This is a genomic window from Maribacter arenosus, from assembly GCF_014610845.1.
Lineage (GTDB): Bacteria > Bacteroidota > Bacteroidia > Flavobacteriales > Flavobacteriaceae > Maribacter_A > Maribacter_A arenosus.
The window spans coordinates 87,568-112,319 of the sequence record NZ_JABTCG010000001.1; the positions used below are offsets into that span (position 1 = coordinate 87,568).

24 protein-coding genes are annotated in these 24,752 nt (G+C 40.2%); 16 read left to right on the plus strand and 8 right to left on the minus strand.

The window, feature by feature from the left end:
* Positions 1 to 166: 166 nt before the first annotated feature.
* Entirely contained in the window at positions 167 to 565 is a 399-nt protein-coding gene (locus HPE63_RS00435) for an acyl-CoA thioesterase (protein WP_188312261.1), read from the plus strand.
* Here HPE63_RS00435 and HPE63_RS00440 read toward each other — a convergent pair.
* From HPE63_RS00440 to ribD, 4 genes are read right to left on the minus strand one after another with little or no spacing between them, the layout of a single operon-like run.
* Entirely contained in the window at positions 562 to 1,176 is a 615-nt protein-coding gene (locus tag HPE63_RS00440) for an IMPACT family protein (protein ID WP_188312262.1), read from the minus strand. The genes HPE63_RS00435 and HPE63_RS00440 overlap by 4 nt on opposite strands.
* Complete coding sequence (locus HPE63_RS00445; protein ID WP_188312263.1) at positions 1,176 to 2,039, minus strand: GRP family sugar transporter; 864 nt, start codon at positions 2,037 to 2,039, stop codon at positions 1,176 to 1,178. Before HPE63_RS00445 ends, HPE63_RS00440 begins: the two co-directional genes overlap by 1 nt.
* Positions 2,040 to 2,642 (minus strand): HAD family hydrolase, encoded by a 603-nt coding sequence (locus tag HPE63_RS00450; protein ID WP_188312264.1) that lies wholly within the window; start codon positions 2,640 to 2,642, stop codon positions 2,040 to 2,042.
* Positions 2,635 to 3,666, minus strand: coding sequence for a bifunctional diaminohydroxyphosphoribosylaminopyrimidine deaminase/5-amino-6-(5-phosphoribosylamino)uracil reductase RibD (ribD, locus tag HPE63_RS00455; RefSeq protein ID WP_262890199.1), 1,032 nt, complete (start codon positions 3,664 to 3,666; stop codon positions 2,635 to 2,637). Before ribD ends, HPE63_RS00450 begins: the two co-directional genes overlap by 8 nt.
* Before the next feature lie 156 nt (positions 3,667 to 3,822).
* Here ribD and HPE63_RS00460 point away from each other — a divergent pair, with 156 nt between their 5' ends.
* The 5 genes from HPE63_RS00460 (at position 3,823) to HPE63_RS00480 (ending at position 11,028) form a co-directional block, all read left to right on the plus strand.
* Positions 3,823 to 4,308 (plus strand): GNAT family N-acetyltransferase, encoded by a 486-nt coding sequence (locus tag HPE63_RS00460; RefSeq protein ID WP_188312266.1) that lies wholly within the window; start codon positions 3,823 to 3,825, stop codon positions 4,306 to 4,308.
* Positions 4,309 to 4,311: 3 nt separating this feature from the next.
* Positions 4,312 to 5,166: a peptide chain release factor N(5)-glutamine methyltransferase gene (gene prmC / locus HPE63_RS00465; protein WP_188312267.1), complete on the plus strand. Its 855-nt coding sequence runs from the start codon at positions 4,312 to 4,314 to the stop codon at positions 5,164 to 5,166.
* Between the two features lie 86 nt (positions 5,167 to 5,252).
* Entirely contained in the window at positions 5,253 to 5,834 is a 582-nt protein-coding gene (locus HPE63_RS00470) for an LOG family protein (RefSeq protein WP_188312268.1), read from the plus strand.
* A complete protein-coding gene (gene ligA, locus HPE63_RS00475) occupies positions 5,835 to 7,832 on the plus strand; it encodes an NAD-dependent DNA ligase LigA (protein WP_188312269.1) in 1,998 nt (665 codons plus the stop codon). It abuts the gene before it with no gap.
* Between the two features lie 67 nt (positions 7,833 to 7,899).
* Entirely contained in the window at positions 7,900 to 11,028 is a 3,129-nt protein-coding gene (locus tag HPE63_RS00480; RefSeq protein WP_188312270.1) for a VPS10 domain-containing protein, read from the plus strand.
* Positions 11,029 to 11,075: 47 nt separating this feature from the next.
* Here HPE63_RS00480 and HPE63_RS00485 read toward each other — a convergent pair whose 3' ends face one another.
* Positions 11,076 to 12,521 carry an aldo/keto reductase gene (locus HPE63_RS00485; protein WP_223198002.1) on the minus strand — a complete coding sequence of 482 codons (1,446 nt, stop codon included), beginning with the start codon at positions 12,519 to 12,521 and terminating at the stop codon, positions 11,076 to 11,078.
* Between the two features lie 9 nt (positions 12,522 to 12,530).
* Positions 12,531 to 14,015, minus strand: a complete 1,485-nt coding sequence (locus HPE63_RS00490; RefSeq protein ID WP_188312272.1) for an APC family permease — start codon at positions 14,013 to 14,015, stop codon at positions 12,531 to 12,533.
* Between the two features lie 377 nt (positions 14,016 to 14,392).
* On the opposite strand from HPE63_RS00490, the gene HPE63_RS00495 reads away from it, so the two are divergent.
* Genes HPE63_RS00495 through HPE63_RS00505 form a run of 3 tightly spaced genes read left to right on the plus strand, consistent with a single transcriptional unit; the run spans position 14,393 to position 16,426 of the window.
* Positions 14,393 to 14,833 carry a M23 family metallopeptidase gene (locus tag HPE63_RS00495; RefSeq protein WP_223198003.1) on the plus strand — a complete coding sequence of 147 codons (441 nt, stop codon included), beginning with the start codon at positions 14,393 to 14,395 and terminating at the stop codon, positions 14,831 to 14,833.
* A 43-nt stretch (positions 14,834 to 14,876) separates the two neighbouring features.
* Entirely contained in the window at positions 14,877 to 16,112 is a 1,236-nt protein-coding gene (locus HPE63_RS00500) for a cation:proton antiporter (RefSeq protein WP_188312274.1), read from the plus strand.
* Positions 16,112 to 16,426 (plus strand): hypothetical protein, encoded by a 315-nt coding sequence (locus HPE63_RS00505; protein WP_188312275.1) that lies wholly within the window; start codon positions 16,112 to 16,114, stop codon positions 16,424 to 16,426. The genes HPE63_RS00500 and HPE63_RS00505 overlap by 1 nt, the downstream gene beginning before the upstream one ends.
* Here the strand turns inward: HPE63_RS00505 and HPE63_RS00510 are convergent.
* Together HPE63_RS00510 and HPE63_RS00515 are read right to left on the minus strand one after the other, a co-directional pair.
* Entirely contained in the window at positions 16,416 to 17,327 is a 912-nt protein-coding gene (locus tag HPE63_RS00510; protein ID WP_188312276.1) for a bifunctional metallophosphatase/5'-nucleotidase, read from the minus strand. The genes HPE63_RS00505 and HPE63_RS00510 overlap by 11 nt on opposite strands.
* A gap of 1 nt (position 17,328) precedes the next feature.
* Entirely contained in the window at positions 17,329 to 18,093 is a 765-nt protein-coding gene (locus HPE63_RS00515) for a 5'-nucleotidase C-terminal domain-containing protein (protein ID WP_188312277.1), read from the minus strand.
* A gap of 68 nt (positions 18,094 to 18,161) precedes the next feature.
* Between HPE63_RS00515 and HPE63_RS00520 the strand changes: the two genes are divergently transcribed.
* The 7 genes from HPE63_RS00520 to recN all read left to right on the plus strand — a co-directional run bounded on the left by HPE63_RS00520 (position 18,162) and on the right by recN (position 24,697).
* On the plus strand, positions 18,162 to 18,698 hold the full coding sequence (locus HPE63_RS00520) for a DUF6913 domain-containing protein (RefSeq protein WP_188312278.1): 537 nt from the start codon (positions 18,162 to 18,164) through the stop codon (positions 18,696 to 18,698).
* On the plus strand, positions 18,698 to 19,588 hold the full coding sequence (gene dapA / locus HPE63_RS00525; protein ID WP_188312279.1) for a 4-hydroxy-tetrahydrodipicolinate synthase: 891 nt from the start codon (positions 18,698 to 18,700) through the stop codon (positions 19,586 to 19,588). Before HPE63_RS00520 ends, dapA begins: the two co-directional genes overlap by 1 nt.
* A 119-nt stretch (positions 19,589 to 19,707) precedes the next feature.
* Complete coding sequence (locus tag HPE63_RS00530; RefSeq protein ID WP_188312280.1) at positions 19,708 to 20,550, plus strand: outer membrane protein assembly factor BamD; 843 nt, start codon at positions 19,708 to 19,710, stop codon at positions 20,548 to 20,550.
* Between the two features lie 12 nt (positions 20,551 to 20,562).
* On the plus strand, positions 20,563 to 20,898 hold the full coding sequence (locus HPE63_RS00535; protein ID WP_188312281.1) for a DNA-directed RNA polymerase subunit omega: 336 nt from the start codon (positions 20,563 to 20,565) through the stop codon (positions 20,896 to 20,898).
* Between the two features lies 1 nt (position 20,899).
* Positions 20,900 to 22,105, plus strand: coding sequence for a bifunctional phosphopantothenoylcysteine decarboxylase/phosphopantothenate--cysteine ligase CoaBC (coaBC, locus tag HPE63_RS00540; RefSeq protein ID WP_188312282.1), 1,206 nt, complete (start codon positions 20,900 to 20,902; stop codon positions 22,103 to 22,105).
* Positions 22,098 to 22,985, plus strand: a complete 888-nt coding sequence (porD, locus tag HPE63_RS00545; RefSeq protein ID WP_188312283.1) for a type IX secretion system protein PorD — start codon at positions 22,098 to 22,100, stop codon at positions 22,983 to 22,985. Before coaBC ends, porD begins: the two co-directional genes overlap by 8 nt.
* A gap of 59 nt (positions 22,986 to 23,044) precedes the next feature.
* Positions 23,045 to 24,697, plus strand: coding sequence for a DNA repair protein RecN (gene recN / locus HPE63_RS00550; protein WP_188312284.1), 1,653 nt, complete (start codon positions 23,045 to 23,047; stop codon positions 24,695 to 24,697).
* Positions 24,698 to 24,752: the final 55 nt, after the last annotated feature.

The following is a 24,752-nucleotide window of genomic DNA, read 5'->3' on the forward strand; positions in this document are numbered from 1 at the left end:
TTAGCGATAAGTCCAACAGATATGCAAGTGTAATTTAGGTCTCGCAAATATGTGAACAAAATTCCTAAAAAAAAAATGATTTGGGGTTGAATTTACCCTTTTTTTTTCGCATGTTACCGTACTACGAAGACAAGCTTTTAAATATATAATTTTTAGTTGAATAAATATGGATTTTCATGATTTTTCTTTTCGGGTACGTTACGGTGAAACCGATCAAATGGGCGTTGTGCACCACGGTAATTACCCGCAATATTTGGAGATGGGTAGGATAGAGTGGTTACGGTCTTTAGGGGTTTCCTACAAATCCATGGAGGAAAACGGAATTATCTTACCTGTAATTTCAATGACCATAAATTTCAAAAAATCCGCGCTTTATGACGACCTTTTACGGGTGCGGACCATCATACGAAAAAAGCCCATGGTGAGGATCGAATTCGACTATAGTATTTACAATGAACAAGGCGAATTGTTGGCCGAGGCGAACACCATACTTGCTTTTATGGATGCGAAAAAAAACAAGCCTGTCAGATGCCCTGATTACATATTGGATAAACTGTCGGTTTAACCCTCTTTTTCATGAATGGAAATAGAGTGAATATGATTGAATATTTTTTTGACTTTTTGGCTTTTACTTTTAGGTACGCTTAAGGTTAAAATACAATCCATTTCGAGTTTCTGTGAAACAATTTCCAAGTTGTGGTTTTTAATTACTCGCATCACTTTGTCCATCACAGGGTAGTCGAATTTAATTTCAAGTAACACTTTTACCCTTCTCTCGACAATAAGGGCCTCTTCAAGTGCCAATTGAGCGGCCGTTCTATAAGCGCTTATCAATCCACCGACCCCTAATTTTGTACCACCGAAAATTCGGGCCACCACAACGAGGACATTCGTGATGCCAAAGGACTTTATTTGTCCGTAAATTGGCATGCCCGCGGAATTATTTGGTTCACCATCATCATTGGCCCTATAAAGTACATCACAAACGCCCAATTGCCAGGCAAAACAGATATGGTTGGCCGTACGATGCTTTTTCCGTAGACTTTCGATTATAGGTTTAACCTCATCCTCGGATACTATTGGGTAAGCAGAACTAAAAAACTTGCTCTTTTTTTCTTTAAAGAGAATTTCTTTTGTGGGTTTGGCCAATGTTTTATAGCAATCGTTTGTTTCCATCAGAATAGAGCGACCAAGGTTATGCTAATAATGGCCAAAAAGATGCCTCCCCAATTTTTTGGACTGATTTGCTCTTTGAATAATATGATTCCCAAAAGTGTGGATAACATTACTATGGCAACATTATTGATCGTAAAGACCGATGCGCTGTTCAATGATGGATGTTGTAAGGCCCGCAACAAATAGTAAATTGAAAAATAATTGGGAATACCCAAAGCTATTCCTCCAAGGATATTTTTAAAATTTACTTTCAATTGGCTTTTCAATGCCTTGAAAAGGATAAAAACAAGACCTACAAAGGCCGCGGCTGCAAAAACTGTGGCCGAAAAAAGCGGGAATTCTTTTTCCTTTATATGTACTTCCTGAACGTATTTAATGCTCGTGTCAATGATACCGGACCCTAAAAATACCAACACAGGTAGAATAAGGTCAGATCTTTTGAATGAAACCTCCCTTTTTTTGATGGAAGCGAAATATACGGCTGCAAGAGCCATGAGAATCCCTACTACTTTTAAAAATCCAAGGGTCTCTTTATATACGAGTACACCAAAAATCACAGGGACTACCAATGACATTTTAGTAGCTACCGATGCCACGGAAACCCCTACGGTCTGTGATGTTTTTGCCATTAAATTGAAAACAACAATAAATAAAAACCCAAGAAGTAGCGTGCCCAAGAACCATGGTTGTTCAGCAATCTCAACTGGTCTTACCTCACCTGAATAAAAATAAAGGCCTACCGAACAAGCGACAAAATAATTTGCGATGATCGCAAATAAGGTTTCAATCTTATAAACATCATAAAGCTTAAAAATCACGAAAATAAGACTGGAACAACAGATGCTTAAGGCAAGGTCTATCATCTATAATCTTGATTTTAGTTGAATAATATCCTCTTGTCCCACCCTGAGATGCCATGTTTTAATTCCTAATTGGTTTGCAGCATCGGTATTTTCAAACGTATCGTCTATAAAGAGGGTTTCCGAAGGTTTTAGTTTGTTCTCTTGTAGAACGAATTTATAAATGTCCGCATTGGGTTTTCTCAATTGTATTTCATGGGAAAGATAAAATTGTTCAAAACAATTCTTAAAACGATTATATTTTGGTTTCCCCATGATTTGGATTACCTCATCAATGTGTAAAGCATTGGTATTGCTCAATAAGAACAAACGGTATTCATTTTCATGAGCCAAACTTTCCAGAAAATCCAAACGGTAATCCGGAAAGTCCAATAACATAGCATTCCAAATGGTGATGATCTCTTGGGTAGAAACCTTAGGAAAAATGGTATTTAGTCTTTTTATAAAGGTTTCAGGCGTAATAGCACCTACTTCAAAAGCACTACTTAATGCAAGAACTTCTGGAGCAAGGGTGGCGTTTCCGTATTTTAGGATTTTGCGGAAAACAATTTCCTTATCCAAATTGATAAAGATATCCCCAAAGTCGAAAATGATGTTCTTAATCATTTTTATAGAGATTTAAAAAATCGGACCCAATTTTCTTGGTTGACAATTTAGTTCCTTCAAAAGAGGGTCCTTTTATGCCTTCGCCAAAGGAATTTGGGCCAACGAATATCCTCGCTTCGTCCCATAAATTATCCGATAAGAATGATTGAAGGGTTCTGCCCCCTCCTTCTATCAAAACACTTGTTATATTATGCTTGTATAACAAATCGCAAATTTGTTGGGGTACATTTTTCGTAAAGTTGATGACCTCATAATCAATGTTTTTCATCCACTTCGGCCCTTTCTTTATTTCTGTGATGACTATCGTTTTTGCGTTATGGTCGAGCACATGGTAGTCACCTTGAATTTTCAATTTCCTATCGATGATTACACGAATCGGAGATCTGCCGAACCACGTTCTCACATTTAATTGAGGATTATCTGCCAAAACAGTTTTAGTACCCACTAAAATAGCCCGTTCCTCACTACGCCATTTATGGACAAGCTGTTTGGAATAGCTGTTGGAAATCCAAAAAGGTTGGGGTTTAACGCCTCTTTTAGTGGCTAAGGGAGCAATAAAACCGTCAGAGGTTTCAGCCCATTTCAATATGATATATGGGCGATGTTTTCGATGAAAGGTCAAGAATCGTTTATGATGCTCTATGCAAGCGTCCTCAAGTACGCCGACCGTTACATTGCAACCCGCTGATTTAAGGCGAGCCACACCTTGCCCCATCACTTTATCGTGAGGATCCAATACCCCAATTACCACGTTGGGTATTTTATGTTTTATGATCAAATCGGCACAAGGTGGGGTTTTTCCAAAGTGGGAGCAGGGTTCCAAAGTCACATATAGGGTCGATTTTGCAAGATAGGTTTTATCCGCTACGGCATTAATGGCATTTACCTCGGCATGCGGTCCACCATAACTACTGGTAAACCCTTCACCGATTATAGTATCACCATACACAATAACCGCTCCTACCATAGGGTTAGGAGCTGTAATCCCTAGTCCATTTTTAGCCAATTGTAGGGCACGTTGCATGTATTGTGGGTTCGTCGGCATTTCAATGTTCCTTATTCTTTGGAATAATCATCGGGATAAGACTTAAAAATAGATTTTACACTCAGGATAAAACTATATTTCATGTATCTTCACTCCACAAAAATAGGACTTTAAAAGATATCGGATACACATTATATGGATACTGCGATAATACGGGAAATAGAACCAGAGGATAATTTGGAAGTGGCTACTGTAATTCGAAAGGTATTGATCGATTTGGGCGTTCCAAAAGTGGGTACGGCCTATGCTGACGAGGCATTGGACCATATGTATCAAAATTATGATGTTCCCAAGGCTACCTATTTCGTTATTGAGGACAAAGCCCGAATTATCGGTTGTGCAGGTGTGGCCCAATTAGAGCATTATATAGGCAATGTCTGTGAGCTGCAAAAGATGTATTTTTTGGAAGAGGCCAGAGGACGTGGTCTGGGTGCGAAAATGATGCAAATCTGTTTGGATCGGGCTAGGCAATTTGGTTATGAAAAATGCTATTTGGAAACCATGCCTTATATGAAAGCCGCCCAAAAACTCTATTTACAATCGGGGTTTGAATATATTGATAAACCAATGGGTGATACCGGTCATTTTTCATGCCCAGTATGGATGCTTAAACAGTTGTGATCAATGCTTTTAAAGGAAATCAAAAACATATACCATAGCGAACTCGATCCAATCTATCCTAAGGAAGAAGTGGAAAGCTTCTTTTATCTAACCATTGCACATAATTTGAATCTGGAACGCTTCGTATTGGCACTTCAACCGAATTTGACGCTGTCCAAGAAGGAAGAACAGCCTTTGTTCGAAGTGTTGGCTCAGTTACGTTTGAAAAAACCCATACAGTATATTTTAGGGTCAACCCATTTTATGGACATGGATTTCAAGGTAAATGAAAATGTTTTGATTCCCAGACCCGAGACTGAAGAATTGGTGCGTTGGGTCCTCGAGGACTATCGAATGGATGGAAATAAGGAAATCAGTATTTTAGACATCGGTACAGGTAGTGGATGTATTGCGATATCGTTGGCTAAAAATATGAAAAGGGCCAAGGTTTATGGTTTGGACATTTCAAAAAAGGCCTTGGAAGTTGCAAAGGAAAATGCGGTGAAGAACCAAGTTGAGGTTGAGTTTCTCAACGCTGATATATTGAACATGGAATATTTTAAGGATAAAGTTGATGTCATCGTGTCTAACCCGCCTTATGTCAGGTTGTTGGAAAAGGAAAAAATGAAACCAAACGTAATCGAGAATGAGCCGGGATCAGCATTGTTCGTTCCTGATAACGACCCGTTGGTTTTCTATCGCAAGATCAATGAACTCGCCAAAAAGAATTTAAAATCAGGCGGTAGGTTATATCTGGAAATAAATCAATATATGGGCAAAGAAACAAAGGCACTTTTTGAAAATGGTTTTATCGAGGTGGAACTTCGTAAAGATATGTTTGGGAATGATAGAATGTTGAAAGGTATAATCTCTGAATAAATGTATGAAAGCGCTAGAGGACTTTGATGACCTTGAAATAAAGAATCTTGAAAAAGGATAGATTTGGAAATTGATATTTAAAAGTTATGCATAGCATCGTCGTATTTTGTGGTAGCAGTGAAGGTAATGATCCCGATATTCTATCTTCGGCCTATGCGTTAGGGCAGGCCCTTGGTGAACAAAAGATCACTTTGGTCTATGGTGCCGCTAAAATCGGGGTGATGGGTAAGGTGGCTCAAGGAGCTTTGGACTATCAGGGTAAAGTTATCGGTATAATCCCCGATTTTCTGAAACTGAAGGAAGTCTACCATTCAGGATTGACAGAATTGATTGTCACTGAAAACATGCACGAACGCAAGCTTAAAATGCATGAGCTTTCCGATGGTATCATTACACTTCCCGGAGGGTACGGAACATTGGAAGAATTGTTTGAAATGATTACTTGGGCCCAATTGGGTCTACATCAGAAACCTATTGGAATTCTGAATACCAATGGATTTTATGATGATTTGTTGAAAATGATCCGAAAGATGGTTGATCAAGGTTTTTTGAAAGTGGAGAATTATGAGATGTTATTGGTTGATGATTCAGTCGACGGACTAATAAAGCAAATGGAAAACTATAAACCATTGGCCATGCCAAAATGGATTGAAAAAGACCAAGTGTAAATGAGTGTAAAGGAAAAAATAGAGGCACTACGCCAACAATTACGGGAACACAACCACAATTATTATGTGTTGGATACTCCCACCATTTCTGATTATGAGTTCGATATGATGCTTAAGGAGCTTCAAGAATTGGAAGCAAAGCATCCTGAATTCCACGACCCAACTTCCCCTACTTTACGGGTAGGTGGCGGTATCACAAAAAGTTTTAATACCATTGCTCATGAACATCGCATGTATTCCTTGGAAAATTCCTACTCCAAAGAGGATTTGGAGGATTGGGAAAAGCGCATACAACGCATACTTGGCGACGCCATGGTTGAGTTTACCTGCGAGTTGAAATATGATGGGGCCTCCATCAGTCTAACCTATGAAAAAGGCCAATTGGTAAAAGCAGTAACCCGGGGTGATGGTTTTCAAGGGGATGATGTTACCACTAATATCAAGACCATTCGTTCAGTACCCTTACAACTTACTGGGGATTACCCCCCGAAGTTCGATATTCGAGGGGAAATCATATTACCATTGGATGGTTTTGCTAAAATGAACGAGGAACGAATTACTGCTGGGGAAGACCCCTATATGAACCCACGGAATACGGCTTCAGGAAGTTTGAAATTACAGGATAGTGCAATTGTTGCCCAAAGACCACTGGATTGTCTGTTATATGGTATTGTAGGCCCTAATACCGGGATTACATCACAATATCAAATGCTGCAAAAGGCTCGGGATTGGGGTTTTAAGGTGCCGACTATAGCCAAGTTGTGTAAAACCACTGATGAGGTTATGTCCTTTGTAGATTATTGGGATGTACATCGACATCAATTGCCCTACGAGACCGATGGAGTCGTTATCAAAGTCAACAGTATCCAACATCAAGAAGAGCTGGGGTATACCGCTAAATCTCCAAGATGGGCTATGGCCTATAAATTCAAGGCCGAACAGGTATCTACTGTTTTGAATGAGATAACCTATCAAGTTGGACGGACTGGTGCGATTACTCCAGTTGCTAATCTAGAACCTGTTTTATTGGCAGGTACAAGGGTAAAAAGGGCTTCCCTACACAATGCGGATCAAATTGAAAAACTCGATATTCGTGAAGGCGATACCGTTTTCGTGGAAAAAGGGGGTGAGATCATCCCTAAGATCATTGGGGTTGACTTTAGCAAACGCCCTACTGATTCTAAACCAACCCAATATATAACGCATTGTCCAGAATGTGGAACAGCCCTGGTACGAACCGAAGGGGATGCCAAACACTATTGTACCAATTTCTATGGATGCCCTACCCAGATTACAGGACGAATACAACACTTTATTTCCCGTAAGGCCATGGATATTGAGGGCTTGGGTGCTGAAACGGTAGAATTACTTTTTAAGGAGGGCCTTATTCGAAATTATGCGGATCTATATATTTTGACCACAGAGCAAATTATGCCCTTGGAACGCATGGCGGAAAAATCCGCGGAAAATTTGGTAAAAGGAGTAGCCGAATCGGTTAAGATTCCCTTTGAACGTGTGCTGTTTGCCCTAGGAATTCGATTCGTAGGAGAGACCGTAGCCAAGAAATTGGCAAAAGCCTTCAAAAATATTGATGCCTTAATGGTCGCAAGTATGGACGAACTAATGGCTGTGGATGAAATTGGCGAACGCATAGCGCAAAGTGTGGTCGAATTTTTCCAGAATGAACGTAATTTGGAAAATATTGCCCGTTTAAAAAGTTACGGTTTGCAATTCGAACTGTCTAAGGATAAACTCTTGAACCAAACGGAAATACTAAAAGGCAAAACCTTTGTCGTCTCTGGTGTTTTTGAGACGGTCAGTAGGGATGAGCTTAAAAAATTGATTGAGGATAATGGGGGTAAGGTAGGCTCTTCCATATCATCAAAAACCTCTTTTTTGGTGGCTGGGGATAAAATGGGTCCAAGCAAACGCACAAAAGCCGAAAGTCTGGGCGTTCCTATCATTTCGGAATTCGATTTTAAGGCAATGATCCAATGAAAATAAGTAAACGAGCTAAATTAAAATCAAATACCTACTCGCTGGGTGTAAAATAAAGTTTCCTTTTATGTTTAAACCAAACCATTTAATTCTTAAGCTCCTTTTAGTATTTAGTTTAAGCACTGTACAGGCGCAATTTCTGGACTTGGATAATCTCAAAAACCTAAAGATTCGTAATGTAGGCCCTGCCAATATGAGTGGTCGGATTACGGCCATTGATGTCGTAGAAGCCAATCCAAAAATCATGTTTGTCGGTGCAGCTTCAGGAGGGGTATGGAAATCGGAAAATGGGGGTAGTGCATGGTATCCTGTCTTTGATGACCAACCTACCCAGAATATAGGGGCCTTAGCGATCCAACAAGATAATCCAGATGTGATTTGGGTAGGTACGGGTGAGGGTAATCCTAGAAACTCCATGAATTTGGGAATGGGTATTTTTAAAAGTGTCGATGGAGGTATTACCTGGTCCCATATGGGTTTGAAAGCTACCAAAACGATTCATCGCATCATTATAGATCCACGAAATCCGAATGTCGTCTTTGTAGGGGCCATGGGCGACCCTTTTAATCCGAATGAGCACAGGGGGCTCTACAAAACAACGGATGGCGGACAAACTTGGACCAAGATCCTTTATTCAAATACACGGTCTGGGATTGCCGATATGGTAATGCACCCTACCAACCCCGATAAGTTATTTGTTGCGCTATATGAGCATGAACGAACGCCTTATTATTTTACTTCCGGAGGTAAGGGTTCTGGCCTATTCGTCACGGAAGATTCGGGTAATACTTGGCGGCCCCTTGGGGCTGAAGCAGGACTCCCAGAAGGTGATTTGGGCCGAATAGGGCTGGCCATAGCCCCCAGCGACCCCAATCGCATGTATGCCAAGATTGAGGCAAAAACAAACAAACTGTTCCGAAGTAATGATGGGGGGAAGAAATGGTACGTTATTAATGAGGATCCCAAATTCACCAACAATAGACCGTTCTATTTTCAGGATGTGGCGGTAGACTCCAAAGATCCGGACCGGCTGTACAATATTTACCAACCCCTATCGGTCAGTTATGACGGAGGGAAGACCTTTGACCCAAAACCAATGATTCCTGCCGATGAAACCAAGGGAATCCATGCCGATTTTCATGCGTTCTGGGTGAATCCCGATGATGCCCAACATTTTATAATCGGTGGTGACGGCGGCTTGGGCATTACATATGATCATGGTAAAAGTTGGTATTTTCCCGAAACCATTCCCGTGGCCCAATTTTACCATATCGGTGTTGACCATGATAGACCTTACAATGTGTATGGAGGTATGCAGGATAATGGTAATTGGTCAGGTCCTGGTTATACATGGAAAAGAGGGGGAATCCGTACCCTATATTGGCAATATTTGGTTGGAGGCGATGGTTTTGATATTTCACCGGATTACGACAATTCCCGCTTTGGCTATGGTTCATCCCAAAACGGAAATCTATATAGATACGACAAACTTACTGGTTACTACGTTAGCATTCAACCTCCTGCACCAGATTCCAAAACCGTTTTACGCTTCAATTGGAATGCAGGGTTTGCCCGTGATCCATACAAGACCAATAAGGCGTATTATGGATCACAATTTGTACATGTTACTGAGGATAAGGGGGCTACATGGAAAGTCATTTCACCGGATTTGACGACGAATAACCCAGAACACCAAAAAGGGGATTACGGAGGCCTTACACTTGATATTTCAGGTGCTGAAATGTACAATAGCATACTCGATATTGCGCCGAGTGCGTTGGATAGGAATATCATTTGGGTGTGTACCGATGACGGACAGGTGCAATTGACACGGGATGGAGGTACTACATGGAAAAATTTGACTAAAAATGTGAAAGGCCTGCCTAAGGAAGCATGGATTGCCCAGATTAAGGCATCACGATTTAATGTGGGAACCGCTTGGATGGTCGTTAATAATTACCGAAAAGGCGATTATGCGCCCTACCTTTATAAAACAACCGATTTTGGCAAAACCTGGTCCCGATTGGTCGATGAAACGAAGGTAAAAGGATACGCACTCACTGTTTTACAAGATCCTGTTGAACCAAAACTGGTATTTTTAGGGACCGAGAATGGCTTATGGATGAGTATTGACGAAGGAAAGTCATGGAAACAATTTCAAAATGGATTTCCTTCAGTCTCAACGATGGATCTAGCTATTCAAGAACCTGAATCGGCTTTGATCGTAGGTACCTTCGGGAGAGCTATTTGGATCCTTGATGATTTATTAAGCCTCCGGGAAATTACCAGAAATAGAATCTATGATACCATTACCGCCTTACCAGTTAACGATGCGGTGCTGGTAAAAGGACTTTTTATAAATCCACCAGGGAATATTTGGACCGGTTTCCATACGACCTTCGAGGGAGAGAATAAGGTTTTCCAAAGGACCAAAATCCCATATTATCTTAAACAACTCAAAGATTCAACGGCAATGGTCTCTGCCACCATATTCAACGAAAAAAATGAATGGATTAATACCGTCGAAGGAGATTCCTTAGTGAAGGGTTTAAATTATTTGATTTGGAATTTGGATGAAAAATCTGCCGATTTGCCCGGTTCTTCCAACAGAGCACAAAAGATAGCTGTTTTACCGGGGAACTATAAGGTTGTGATGGATTATGAAGGTACTAAGGATTCTACTTTTGTAAAGGTAATCGCCGACCCCCGTTTCGATATTGACCCAAAAATCGATGAACAACTTTATGCATTCAAGAAGGAGTTGGATATCCAAGTTCAGGTATTGGGAAAGGGAATAAATCAAATCGACAAGAGAAAAAAAATAGTTCAAGATTTGCAAAAACAGGCATTGGACAGTGTATCAATTGGTACTTCCAATATTTTGGATGCCCTTGAAAATATGGGAAATGCACTCGAGAAGCTGCGATCTGCTGGACAGACGCCCAAACCGAAGCGGCAAGTTGGGGCATGGCAATCGCTTGAGATAACGCCTTATTCTAGGTTAACCGACCTCTTGATGGTTGCTAGGGCTAGGACCACACCAGTATCGGAACAACACAAACAGCTTTTGGATGCACTTAAAAAAATGATAAGCGAATATGGCCAAACGGTTGATGTGTTTATGGAGGATCGATGGAAACCGTTTGAACAAAACATTAAAAAAAGCGGTCTACAATGGTCGGTGGAATGGAATTGATCGACAACTTCTAAAAATGGCTTGAGATAGGCTTATGCGTCAAATTTTCAGGCAGTAGTAATAGCTTCTGCCTCAATTTCAACCAAATAATCTTCACCGACCAATTTAGCTTCCACTAGGGTATTTGCCGGATTGATTCCCGAAAATCGTTCACCGTGGGCTCGGGCGACCACCTCCCAATCCTTTAGATTATTAACGAATATGCGGGTACGCACAACATCGTTCAATGTACCCCCTAAACTTTCAATCGCTGCTTCGATCTTGTCGATAATAAAATGGGTTTGTGCCGCTGCATCCTTTCCACCGATCAGCATATCTCCGTGGGTAGCCGTGGTTCCTGAAACATGAATTCGATTGCCATCCCTAACCGCCCTGCAATATCCTGCAAAGTCTTCCCAAACGGTTCCACTAAAAACCTGTTCCCTGTTTGTTCTAGTTTTGATAGGTGAAAAAGCTTTTGGAATGGTTTCGAGATGATGGCTTAGATCCCCAGAAGCAGTTAAAAAAGGAGGTTTGCGATATTCATCCCCACAATCACCAGGTATAGGTTTAAGATTTTTCTGGGCTTTTCGTATAGCTTCAAGATCGGCTTTGTCCAAATCGATGGCAACCATTTTCTTGTTATCGATTATGTGTTCACTGGCACCTAGACGTGCACCGATGATTACTCCCGCTACTGTTTTGTTTTCCAGAATATACCTACTTGCGATATTCGCAATGGAAGCATCATGCTTATCCCCAATCTTCTTCAAAGTTTCCAAAACATACTGAAAAGGTTCCCAGCCTCCTGCGGCATCAATAAAACGCTTGTACTTCATTTGTGACCACGTTTTTAGGTCTTTTTGGCTTGGTTCAGTTTTGCCCAACCAAGTATCGGTCAAAAATCCGCCCGCTAAAGTACCAAAGGCCAGAATCTTCACCCCATATTCGGTACATACATCAGCCATTTTCCCATTGGCCCGTTGATCGATTACCGAATGGCAAATCTGGTTGCTAACAATCGGGACGCCACTGGCCAAGGCAACCCGTAAATGTGCCGGGTCAAAATTGGTAACACCTAGATGTTTGATCAGTCCGTCTGCCCTCAATTCGTTCAAATAAAACAATCCATCGAGCCAACTGGGGTCTGGGTAATGCCATGCGTGGAACTGCATGAGATCTAAGGAAGCTTGTTGCATTCTGTCAAGGGCAAGTTCAACGGCTTTTCGTACCTCGGACCTACTTATTTTACCGGGGTTTGGTACCCATTTGGTAAAAAGTTGCACTTCATCACCATGTTCATAATTATTTTTAAAGGTCCCGGCAATAATTTCACTTGAACCATAATGGTCCGCCATATCAAAAGAAGTGAATCCGGCATCTGCATAGTCCTTCATGAATTTTGAGGTGGCCTTTGGGTCTAAAGTATTTCCATCCCTTTCCATATCGGCAATTTGCCATAAACCTGTGATGATTCTGGAAATTTCCAATTCCGGGGCTAAATTTGTTGTCATCTGCATTTGTTACTCTTTTGGAAGATTTTTAAATCGTTTGGAGACATCCACACCCTTTAGTTTCAGTTGGTTCCATTTATAGGCAAATAAAATACTTGCCAAACCCAATACAATAATCCATATCGGTGTGGAATGAAAATACCAGGCACTGGCATCGGAGCTTAGGTCTTTGTAGGTGTGAATACCTAAAAAAAGCAATAATAAGAAAGTCCCAATGCCTCCGATACCTTTTTGTATCCGTCTATTCTTAAAAGCTTCTATGTTTTCTGACAATTTCGGATTTTTTTTGGGTAGGGTCAATAACGTAATACACATCAACAGAAAGTTGACCATCATCGAAGTGACCATAATATCGATGCCTAAAAAGAAATCACCTGCAAAATGAGAACCTAAAACCCCTACACTGGCCATTATACCGGCAGCCACAAGCGCAATATGTGGGGTGTGACGTTTGGGATGTACTTTTGAAATTATTTTCGGGAATATTCCGTCTTCCGCCCAGGCAAACATCAACCTAGAAACTGATAATAACATGGCCGGAAGATCATTGATCAATGCGATAGCAGCTCCAATCAAAATGGCGATGCCCAATCCTGAGGGCAACACAAAACTTAATAAACCTGGCGCTGTAATGTCTTTATGCAAGGCTTCTTCAGCAACAAAACTCCAGGGTACGGTATGATAAACGGCAGAGGCGAACAAGAAGTAGAAAAGGCCAACCCCCAAAATCGCCATTAAAATCGCCTTAGGTAGTGTCTTAGCCGGATTTTTGGCCTCGCCACCAGCTTGTGCGATGGAGTCAAAACCTATAAAACTTGAAAATAGCAAAGCAGCAGCGGAAAGAAAGACCCGCCAATCGAAGTCAATCGTAGGGGTAGGGATAAAATCCCGACCTTCCTTCACTTGCAAAGCGTTCAAGAAATCGGAGGCATCAAAACTAAATCCTGCTACAATGACTATGGCCCCTAAGGCAAACATGAGAAACATCATCGGCAAAAGAGTGCGTTCGTATGATTTGGTCCCACGGATGTTTACCCAAACAAAGGTCCAAACCAATACTAGGGCAAGACATACCCTTACCCATCCGGTTTCTAAAGCCAACGAAATACCTTTCCAACCCAAATTCAGGGCAATATCACGGATAAAAGGAATGGTTACATAGGCGATCACACCGATTACTATAGATAGTCCGAACCACTGTGAAAAACTGGCTACAAAACCTAAATACGGATTCAATCCTCGGCTGGCATAAATATAACTGCCACCCGCACGGGGCATTGCAGAGGCCAAAATAGAATAGGCAAAAGCGGCAAACAAAGCGGGAATGGCCGCGAAGACAAAGGCCGGTAATACGTAAGGGCCTATGCCTGGTACATTTCGTTGGATCATAAAAGGCACTACGTTGATCGAGGCACCTAACATAGAACATACCCCAGTGGCCGTAAGGGCCAACAAGCCCATTTGGCGTGTAAGTTTGGTTGGTTTTTTATCCATTCGTTCGGCAATGTACAAAATAGAAGGGCAAAGGGAAATACTTCATAACCAAAAAATATTCGATACACGTTGATCAATTATTCTATGACAGGTAGGGGAATTATTAGCACGATTTAATTTAACAAAATCCTGATCGTTCAACGTTATATTGGGCTGTAATTTGAATAGTTATCAGGAACAAATAAGATAATCTTATTTTTGTTCAAGACTAGTTATAAAGCGCTTATTAAGAGATATCAATGATTACAAGTACAACTCGACGGTTTTGGTATACATTATTATCCTCAATAGCATTTTTAGTGCGTTATAGGTACTTCAAAAAATGGTTTTGGGTTATTGTGCTTATTCTTGGGATAGGGTTTGTAATTCCCCAAAAAATGATTATTCCAGTAAAAAATGCCACTACACAAAGTTGGGCTTTGGATTCTTTTTGGGCCTATCCTTGGGGAACCTCGATAACCCATAAAGGCATTGATATTTTTGCCGCAAGGGGTACCGACGTGATTTCATCTACATATGGGATTGTGGTGTATACCCATGAAGGCGGAAAAGGGGGTAAGTCCGTCATGATTTTGGGACCCAAATGGCGTTTTCATTATTACGCTCATTTAGCTTCGTATGATGCATTTGCGTTTCAACCTGTAAGACCGGGCACTGTTTTGGGTACCGTGGGAGACACGGGCAATGCCAAAGGAAAACCACCTCATTTGCACTATGCGATTACCACACCTTTTCCATATCCCCAACTCTACGATTCCGAATCGGTACACGGTTGGAAAAAAATGTTTTATTTGAGCCCGGATAAATGGTTGCGATAAAAAATACCTTTTAACTTTGGGGTCATAAAATCAAATTTAGCGAATGAGTTATTTTTTTATAGCCACCATTCTTGTTTTTTTATCCGCCATTTTCGGATTTATCAATGTGCGTTTTCTCAAACTTCCAAATACCATTGGCTTAATGGTTATCACTATAATTTTTACATTGGGGGTTTTTGCCCTCAGTTATTTTGATGACACCTTATTGAATGCCGAAAAATACATCATCACCCAGATTGATTTCAAGACTTTACTTCTGGATATTATGTTGAGCTTTCTACTTTTCGCAGGGGCATTACACACGAACTTTCAACAATTGCATGTGCAACGATGGCCAATTTTGGTATTCTCGACATTAGGCGTATTGGTTTCCACGTTTTTGGTGGGGACAGCTACTTTTTATTTGTTAATGGCTTTTGGAATGGATGTCGCCTATGTCTATTGTCTTCTATTTGGTGCTTTGATTTCTCCTACAGACCCGATTGCGGTATTAGGCATTTTAAAACAAGTTGGGGCCCCTAAAAAATTGGAAACCAAGATTGTTGGCGAATCCTTGTTTAATGACGGGGTAGGGGTTGTGGTGTTTTTAACCATATTCCAGTTTGCTTCTTCAGGGAACTCGACCGTAACGGCAATAGATGTTTTGGAACTTTTTGGGGTTGAGGTTTTTGGTGGAATCATTTTGGGATTGCTCTTAGGATGGATTACCTATCGTTTGATGAAATCTATAGATGACTATGATATTGAAGTCATCATTACCTTAGCCACGGTTATGGTGGGAACCGTAGTAGCGCAGAAATTCCATCTTTCTGCTCCCTTGGCCATGGTCGCAGCAGGATTGGTTGTTGGTAATGATACTTTAAGGGATAGCTCTATGTCGGAAATCACAGAAACCTATGTAGACAAATTTTGGGAGCTGATAGACATTCTTCTGAATACCCTTTTATTCGTTTTGATCGGAATGGAAATGTTGGTACTTACTTTTGAATTAAATTATGTGATAGCCGGAGTACTATCTATCCCAATCATTCTTATCTGTAGGTATCTCTCACTTTTGCTTCCTATCAACTTTTTTAAGGAAAAACTGGATTTTGTTCCCAATACTACCTTAATTATGACCTGGGGTGGACTCAGGGGTGGGATTTCGATAGCTCTTGCCCTTGGTCTTACCCAGGATATGCACCGTGACCTGTTTTTGGTCATTACCTATGTGGTCGTGGTGTTTTCTATCATTGTTCAAGGATTAACAGTAGGTAAAATGATTAAAAAACTATCCTAATGGTTCCAAAAGACTATGATCAATTCCTTGAAACTTTGGAAAATGCCATACCGGATAACGATTGGCCTACTGGACTTAAGGCCCTTTGGTACGATGCAGTAGGGGATTGGGAGGCATCACACAACATAGCCCAAGAAATGCATACGGAGCTAGGAAGTTGGATTCATGCCTATTTGCATAGAAAAGAAGGGGATGAATGGAATGCGGGATATTGGTATCGCAAGGCCAATAAATCAATTCCGAAGGTTTCTTTGGATGAAGAGTTTCAGCTATTGGCGAAGCATCTACTGGAAAAGGATTCCCCTAAACAATAATGCTTGCCCCCTCTGAATTTACATTTTTATCACTATCAAAGAAAAAGTCAATTCTCCCAAGGTTGATACCAAAACATCCTACTTGATTGACGAGGATATTTTTTCCTAAAGCATTTTTTGTAACCGTGGGTTTATCCAAAAAAGTATGGGTGTGTCCTCCAATGATCAAGTCAGTGAACTTTGTTTGGGAAGCCAACTTTAGATCATCCGGTTTTTCTTCATTTTTGTAATGATAGCCTAAATGCGAAAGACAAATGATCAAATCGCAATGTTCATCCTCTTTCAAAACGGTTTCAATATCAGTAGCGATTTCGAAGGGGTCTAAATATTTTGTCTCTTTGAAAAGTTTCTTTGATACCAAACCTTCGAGTTCAATTCCCAGACCATATACGCCAATCTTCAGTCCATTGACCAAATAGGTTTTATAGGGTCTTACATATCCGTTCATCACCGTATTGCTAAAATCGTAATTCGCCGATAGCAATTCAAAGGTTGCATTGGGCAATTGGGCAAAGAGTCCGTCTATTCCATTATCAAAATCATGGTTACCTATGGTAGCGGCGTTATAATTGAGCTTACTCATTAATTTAAATTCCAATTCACCTCCATAAAAATTGAAATAAGGAGTACCTTGAAAAATATCACCTGCATCAAATAACAGGGTATTCGGATTTTCTTTTCGAATCGTTTCGACCAAAGTAGCCCTCCGTGCGACACCACCTAAGTTCGGATAACTTGAATGGCTTTTGGGGAAGGTATCTATATGGCTATGCACATCATTGGTATGTAGTATGGTAATATGCTTTTTTGTATCGCCAAAACAAGAGTTTAAGGTTAGACCTCCTAAGCCAACAAAAGCGGAACCCGCCGATGTCTTTGTGATAAATCTTCTTCTATCCATATTATTTTTCCATATAAAATCGGTCATCAATTACTGGAGCAAGTGTATCGACCTTTTTAAAATAATCGATCATGGCATTACGGATCAAATAGTCTGTGTCGTTAATCGAAATATTGTTTTTAAAGAATCCCATTTGGTCTCCTCCAGTAACCAAATAATCCGAAGTGGCCACATAATAAGTTCTTTTGGGATTAACGGGTTCCCCATTTATGAGGGCTTTTCGCAATTTTCTATCTTTATCCAAAACAATCTGCATTCCTGAAATTGGATGTGCCCTTCCGGATTGAACTATAAAAGCTACCATATCGTTGACAGCCGTTCCGTTGACGGCAGCCACGACGATGTTATTTTCGAAAGGCATTACCTCAAAGGCATTTCTCGCGCTTACTTTACCTGCGGATATTATGGAACGTATTCCCCCATGGTTCAGCAATACGAAGTCGATGTCTTTGCCCGTACGCGATTTGAAAATTGGATTGGCTTGCGATCGTACGATGTCCGCCAATAAATTACCCGCTGTCGTATTGAATTCGCCATCTTCCTTAGTAATAGGTTTTGGAGCATAGGCCAACGCACTATCAAGCACTTCTTCAATGCGTGTGCTATAGGGTGATATGAATTCCTCGATGTTAGTAGCTTTTGAAATTATACTATCTATCGGAATTTGTTTCCCTTCTATCCTGGTTAGGGTTGTTGTATCTTGTCTGCATGATCCCAATCCCAAAAAAGTTATAAATACAACAAAATGTTTTATTTTTAAAATCATTATTGTTTTTACCTTAGCCTCTCAAAGATGAGTGTTTATTATTTACTTTTGTGTAAATGTAAAAGTACATGTTTTTAAAAGGAATACGGGATAAATTCAAACACAAATCTGGCATAAAGTTCTTAAAAGAAGCCCTATCAAGAACCCCACAAATTGTGGACAGGGCAAATGGAATAACCTCTATTGGTTGTCTTGTGGATTTGGATCATTTTGACAAACCTGAGTATTTTTTTGAGTTTGTCGAGGAATATAAATTGAGACCCAATGCCGTAAAGATAATTGGGTATAAAAGTTATTATGATAAGAATTCGCCCTATTCAACTCCAGTTTTTTCCGATAAGGATTTAGGCTGGAAAGGTGAGATCGAAAATAGTTATGCATTGGAATTCTTAAGTCGGGATTATGATTTACTGGTTAACTATTATAACGAGGAGAATTTGATGTTGCAATTAATGACCGTAAAGACCAATGCCCGAATTAAGGTTGGTTTTAAGGAGGTAGATCAAAAATTGAACGATTTAATTTTAGGATTACCCTTAAAGGATTTTAAAACATTTAAACTAGAACTCAAGAAATATCTAAAAGTTCTGAATGAAATTGAATAATGGATAAATTGATGGGCACAGGGGTTGCTTTAGTTACCCCGTTTAAAGATGATTTTACGGTAGATACCATGGCCTTGACCAATATTGTTAAGCATTGTATCGATGGTGGGGTGGATTATTTGGTGGCCTTGGGTACAACTGCCGAGACGGCTACGCTTACCGAAATAGAGAAACAAGTGGTAATAGATACGATTATTAGTGCCAATGCCGGTCGTTTACCCCTTGTTCTCGGTATTGGGGGCAACAATACCTCCGTGGTTGTAGATACCATAAAACGTCGGAACTTGGATAGTTTTGACGCCATACTCTCGGTATCTCCATATTATAACAAACCTACACAAGAAGGAATATATCAACATTTTAAGGCAATTTCAGAAAATTCACCTTTGCCATTAATTGTCTATAATGTTCCGGCTAGAACGGGTAGTAACATTCTTCCTGCTACTGTGCTTCGTCTTGCCAATGACTTTGATAATATCATTGCGATTAAGGAGGCTTCTGGGGATATAACACAGGTGATGCAAATAATAAAGGATAAACCCGAAAACTTTATGGTAATTTCCGGAGATGATATGACCGCACTGTCTACAGTTTTAGCGGGAGGTTCAGGTGTTATTTCCGTGCTGGCACAAGGGGTGCCCCGCCCTTTTTCCAAGATGATCAGATTAGGGTTAAAAGCCCAGGTAAAAGAGGCATTTGATTTGCAGTATTCCTTACAAGAGGGAATGGGTCTAATCTTCGAGGAAGGGAATCCGGCAGGAATCAAAGCGGTTTTTAAGGTTTTGGACATTGCATCGGGAGCAGTCAGATTGCCTTTGGTGCCAGCATCGGACCATCTTCGAAATAAAATCGCACAATTCGTGAAGCCCTTCGCAGGGCAACATGCGTAATTACGATTCCTTTGAACGTTAAATCTATGCCAAATAAGGGTGATTAGTGCCTTTGGCAAGCTATTTTAGTGTCGTAAATTTTGTTTTTTAGTTCCGTTCAGAATCCCTAATTTTGCAAAATGTTTTTAAAAATGAGGAAGCTCATCCCTTTTCTAAGTTTGATATTGGTCATGTCATCATGCAATGAGTATCAAAAAGTACTTAAAAATGAAGATGTAAAGGCCAAGTTCGATCTTGCCCAAAAATATTATGATGCTGGGGATTACAAACGTGCAAACCGTTTGTTCGAACAGATTGCCCCTAAATATGTGGGTAAACCACAAGGCGAAAGGGTTATGTTCTTTTTTGCAAACACCTTTTTTGAAAGAAAGGATTACAATATGGCCGGCTATCAGTTTGAAAGGTTTATTAAATCCTATCCCAAAAGTGAGAAAGTACCTGAAGCCTCATTCTTAGGTGCGAAAAGTTATTATATGCTTTCTCCAGCGTATTCCTTGGATCAAACAGACACGAATAAGGCCTTGGTTAAATTACAGACCTTTATTAATATGTACCCTGATTCCGAGTACTTTGACGAAGCCAATAAAATGGCCAAGGAGTTGACTACGAAGAAAGAAAAAAAAGCATTTGAAATAGCCAAACAGTTCAATAAACTAGGGCATTTTGATTATTCCTTTCTAACCCCCGCCATGGCGGCCTTTGATAATTTTATTTCCGATTATCCCGGGTCTATCTTCAGGGAAGAAGCTTTGTACCTTAAATTTGAATCCGCTACGGAATATGCATTGAACAGTTTTGCCAGATGGAAACCGGAGCGATTAGCAAGTGCAAAAACGGCGTATAATGTGCTTAAAAAACAATATCCGGATACCAAATTTGCCGAGGAGGCCGATAAATTGTTGGGTAAAATTCAGGAGGAAATAGAAACGCCTACAACCACAAAAGAAAAAGAAACAAAATAAACAGCTTTTATTATGAATATGAACGATTTAAAGAACTCCAAAGCACCAGTTTCAACGGTCACTATCAACAGAAACGAGTTCGATGAGAAAACAGAAAATATATATGAGGCTATTTCCATAACCGCTAAAAGGGCTATTCAGATCAATTCTGAAATTAAAAAGGAACTTTTGGAAAAACTTGAGGAATTCGCAACGTATAGCGATAGTCTGGAAGAGGTTTTTGAGAACAAAGAACAGATAGAAGTGTCCAAGTTTTACGAAAAACTTCCTAAACCACATGCCATGGCAGTTGAAGAGTGGTTGATGGATAGGATTTACCATAGAAATACTGAGAAAGATACAGAGTAGTATGTTAGGTGGCAAGAATATCCTTTTAGGCATTACTGGGGGAATTGCCGCTTATAAAACCACCTTTCTTGTACGATTATTGATTAAAGCTGGCGCAAATGTCAAAGTAGTTTTGACGGAAAGCGCCAGCTCTTTTGTTTCCCCACTTACCTTGGCTACGCTTTCCAAGAACCCTGCACTTACGGCATTTGTCAAACAAGATGGTGCGATGACCGATTGGAATAATCATGTAGATTTAGGGCTTTGGGCCGATTTGATGATTATTGCCCCCGCAACGGCAAATACCCTGTCTAAAATGGCCAATGGCACCACGGATAATCTTTTATTGGCTGTTTATCTATCTGCAAAGTGCCCCGTGTTTTTTGCTCCTGCCATGGACTTGGATATGTACCAACATCCGGCGAACAAGGCATCGATAAGTACATTGCAATCATTTGGCAATATTATGATACCAGCCACATCGGGTGAGTTGGCAAGTGGTCTGCATGGTGAAGGTCGTATGGCAGAACCTGAAGATATCATAGCATTTATCAAAGAATACATGTTAAAAGGCCTGCCATTAAAAGACAAGAAGGTATTGGTGACTGCAGGGCCTACTTACGAGGCAATAGATCCCGTTCGATTTATCGGTAATCATTCCTCTGGACAAATGGGCTATGAGTTGGCAAAGGTTGCAGCGAATCTCGGGGCTGAGGTAATATTGGTTTCCGGCCCAACAAATCTATCCATTTCACATGATTTGATTACATTGATCAACGTGGTTTCGGCCGATGAAATGTACAAGGTTGCCCATAATCACTTTGAAAATTGCGATATAGCCATATGCGCCGCTGCCGTGGCCGATTATAAGCCAAAAATCGTGGCAGACCAAAAAATTAAGAAGAAAGAGACAAATCTCACTTTGGAGTTGGTGAAGAACAAGGATATATTATTGTCGTTGGGGAAACTAAAAACCAAGCAGTTTTTAGTAGGTTTTGCCCTTGAGACCGAAAACGAACTTGAAAATGCCAAAGACAAATTAATACGGAAGCATTTAGACGCTATTGTATTGAACTCATTGAATGACAAAGGTGCGGGATTTGTCAGCAACACTAATAAAATTACGTTTTTGGATAAGAATTCCCAGATTAAAGCGTTTCAATTAAAAACCAAGGTGGAAGTCGCCAAGGATATTTTAAGCGAAATCATAATTCGATTAAATGCGTAATTACCTAATAGCCCTAGTCTTTATTTTTGTTACCGGCTCTACTGCCGCACAGGAATTGAATTGTGTGGTAACTGTGAATTCTGATCAAGTAGCCCAAACCAACCAACAGATATTCAAGACTTTGGAGCGCTCATTGAATGATTTCGTCAATAGAAACAAATGGACAAATCGCGTCTACAAGGATAATGAACGGGTAAATGCCCAAATGTTCATAACCATTACCGAATTTGAATCCAATAGGTTCAAGGGTAATATTCAGATCCAGTCTTCAAGGCCGGTTTTTAATACGTCCTACGAAACCCCCATTTTCAATTACAAGGACAATCAATTCAACTTTGAATACATCGAATTTCAACCCTTGGTTTTCAATGAGAATGTGTTCGAATCGAATTTGGTTAGTGTTATAGCCTATTATGTATATGTCATTCTAGGATTAGACGCCGATACCTTTACCCTCGAAGGAGGAAGTGAATATTTTAGAAAGGCCCAGAATATTGTTACCCAAGCTCAAAGTAGTAATTCATTGGGTTGGAGCCAGTCTTCCGACCGCAGTCGCTTCGAATTGATGGACAACCTAATGTCAAATACCTATAGGGAATATCGGGTGGCCATGTACAACTACCATAGAAAAGGCATCGATATCCTTGCCGATAACAACAGCACGGGTAAACAAGTCATTGCAGGGACCTTGAACCTGTTCGAGACCATGATCAAAAGAAGACCCAATGCCTTTTTGGTATCCACATTTTTCGATGCGAAATCTGAAGAAATTCGAAATATTTTTTCTGATGGTCCCAAGGTTGATGTAATTCAGTTAAAGGAAACCTTGAATCGGATTGCACCCCTCTATTCCAGTACTTGGAATGAGATAAAATATTGATCTCCATTTTTTTCAACTGAAATAAAAATTATCTTTACGGCAATCCTAAAAGTAAGGTTTTGCTGAGTAATCTCTCTATTAAGAACTATGCGCTGATCGACAGTTTAAATGTGTCCTTTGGCAACGGATTCACCTGTATTACAGGTGAAACAGGGGCCGGTAAATCCATTTTGTTGGGTGGGCTCTCACTGGTTTTGGGTAAACGGGCCGATCTTTCCACCTTGCGCAATAAGGATGAAAAGTGTATTGTTGAAAGTGAGTTCGAAATTGGGAACTATGGTCTTTCATCCTTTTTTTCCGAGAACGATTTGGATTATGATGAAAAGACCATCATACGAAGGGAAATATTGCCAGGCGGTAAATCAAGGGCCTTTATCAATGACACGCCAGTAACCTTGGATGTATTATCCCGTTTGGGAAATAGATTGATCGACGTACACTCACAGCATCAAACCTTACAGCTGGCCGAAAACGAGTTTCAGTTTAAATTAATCGATTCAATTGCCGATATCAAAGCATTGCGAAATGATTATAACCTACAATTGAAGGAATATCAAAAAACTTCCTCGGAATTGGCCGGACTAATCGAATTTCAGGGAAATGCCATAAAAGAGCATGAGTATAACAGCTTTTTATTGAAAGAGTTGGAAGAAGCCCAACTGCAGGAAGGTATGCAGGAAGAATTGGAGGAGCAATATCAGCAATTAAGCAATATAGAAACTATTGTTGAACAGTTATCAAAAGGGCATCAGGTATTGAACGATGAACAAATAGGAATTCTGAATCTCTTATCGGAATTAAAACAGGTTTCGAATAGACTTTCAGGTTTTGGATCAATATACCAGGCTCTTGATGGTAGAATTCATTCCGTTCGAATTGAAATGGAAGATATTGGATCAGAGTTAGAGGAACTTTCTGAGAAGGCCGATTTGGATCCAAAATTATTGGATGAGGTCAATACCAAATTAGAATTGCTTTATAATTTACAAAAGAAGCATGGCGTACGTGAGGTATCAGAGCTTATAAGAATTAAAGGGGAACTTGCTGAAAAAGTAGAAGCGACCGAGAATTTGGAATCGACTATTGCAGCAAAAGAAAAGCAATTGGAAGAACAAAAGAAGGTACTCAATGAAGTAGCTGCTAAAATATCAAAAGAACGACAGAAAATCATCCCTGATTTGAAGCAGAAATTGGAAAAACGATTAGCCGTACTAGGAATGCCAAGCGCCCGTTTTAAGATCGAGTTGAATGCCGCAAAAGACTTTAAATCGAATGGTAAGGATGAGTTGTCTTTTCTATTTGCCGCCAATAAAGGGACTGATTTTGGAGATCTTAAGAAAGTAGCATCAGGGGGCGAACTTTCCCGTATCATGTTGACGATAAAATCGATAATGGCTAAACATGAGAACCTTCCTACGATGATGTTCGATGAAATCGATTCTGGGGTTTCCGGGGAGATATCAAACCGAATGGCCGGGATTATGTCTGAAATGAGCAAGAGCATGCAGATATTTTCCATAACACATCTACCGCAAGTGGCCTCGAAAGGTGATCATCATTTCAAGGTATACAAAGAGGACAAGGACATTGGTACCTTAACCAATATGAAAGAATTAACGCCGGAGGAAAGGGTTTTTGAGTTGGCCGAAATGTTGGGTGGAAAGAAGCTTTCAGATTCTGCCATGGCACACGCCAGACAATTATTGAACTAGGATCTTTTTACCATTGAATCTTACAATCTTTTTATTCAACATATTTTAAATATCT

Coding starts and splice junctions, on each gene's coding strand:
- HPE63_RS00495 (WP_223198003.1), top strand. CDS start 14,393: ATGATTATTCCAGTAAAAAATGCCACTACACAAAGTTGGGCTTTGGAT.
- HPE63_RS00515 (WP_188312277.1), bottom strand. CDS start 18,093: ATGATTTTAAAAATAAAACATTTTGTTGTATTTATAACTTTTTTGGGA.
- HPE63_RS00460 (WP_188312266.1), top strand. CDS start 3,823: ATGGATACTGCGATAATACGGGAAATAGAACCAGAGGATAATTTGGAA.
- ribD (WP_262890199.1), bottom strand. CDS start 3,666: ATGCAACGTGCCCTACAATTGGCTAAAAATGGACTAGGGATTACAGCT.
- HPE63_RS00480 (WP_188312270.1), top strand. CDS start 7,900: ATGTTTAAACCAAACCATTTAATTCTTAAGCTCCTTTTAGTATTTAGT.
- HPE63_RS00440 (WP_188312262.1), bottom strand. CDS start 1,176: ATGGAAACAAACGATTGCTATAAAACATTGGCCAAACCCACAAAAGAA.
- HPE63_RS00470 (WP_188312268.1), top strand. CDS start 5,253: ATGCATAGCATCGTCGTATTTTGTGGTAGCAGTGAAGGTAATGATCCC.
- HPE63_RS00520 (WP_188312278.1), top strand. CDS start 18,162: ATGTTTTTAAAAGGAATACGGGATAAATTCAAACACAAATCTGGCATA.
- HPE63_RS00435 (WP_188312261.1), top strand. CDS start 167: ATGGATTTTCATGATTTTTCTTTTCGGGTACGTTACGGTGAAACCGAT.
- prmC (WP_188312267.1), top strand. CDS start 4,312: ATGCTTTTAAAGGAAATCAAAAACATATACCATAGCGAACTCGATCCA.
- coaBC (WP_188312282.1), top strand. CDS start 20,900: ATGTTAGGTGGCAAGAATATCCTTTTAGGCATTACTGGGGGAATTGCC.
- HPE63_RS00485 (WP_223198002.1), bottom strand. CDS start 12,521: ATGACAACAAATTTAGCCCCGGAATTGGAAATTTCCAGAATCATCACA.
- HPE63_RS00535 (WP_188312281.1), top strand. CDS start 20,563: ATGAATATGAACGATTTAAAGAACTCCAAAGCACCAGTTTCAACGGTC.
- HPE63_RS00530 (WP_188312280.1), top strand. CDS start 19,708: ATGTTTTTAAAAATGAGGAAGCTCATCCCTTTTCTAAGTTTGATATTG.
- HPE63_RS00490 (WP_188312272.1), bottom strand. CDS start 14,015: ATGGATAAAAAACCAACCAAACTTACACGCCAAATGGGCTTGTTGGCC.
- HPE63_RS00500 (WP_188312274.1), top strand. CDS start 14,877: ATGAGTTATTTTTTTATAGCCACCATTCTTGTTTTTTTATCCGCCATT.
- HPE63_RS00450 (WP_188312264.1), bottom strand. CDS start 2,642: ATGATTAAGAACATCATTTTCGACTTTGGGGATATCTTTATCAATTTG.
- HPE63_RS00445 (WP_188312263.1), bottom strand. CDS start 2,039: ATGATAGACCTTGCCTTAAGCATCTGTTGTTCCAGTCTTATTTTCGTG.
- dapA (WP_188312279.1), top strand. CDS start 18,698: ATGGATAAATTGATGGGCACAGGGGTTGCTTTAGTTACCCCGTTTAAA.
- HPE63_RS00510 (WP_188312276.1), bottom strand. CDS start 17,327: ATGGATAGAAGAAGATTTATCACAAAGACATCGGCGGGTTCCGCTTTT.
- porD (WP_188312283.1), top strand. CDS start 22,098: ATGCGTAATTACCTAATAGCCCTAGTCTTTATTTTTGTTACCGGCTCT.
- HPE63_RS00505 (WP_188312275.1), top strand. CDS start 16,112: ATGGTTCCAAAAGACTATGATCAATTCCTTGAAACTTTGGAAAATGCC.
- ligA (WP_188312269.1), top strand. CDS start 5,835: ATGAGTGTAAAGGAAAAAATAGAGGCACTACGCCAACAATTACGGGAA.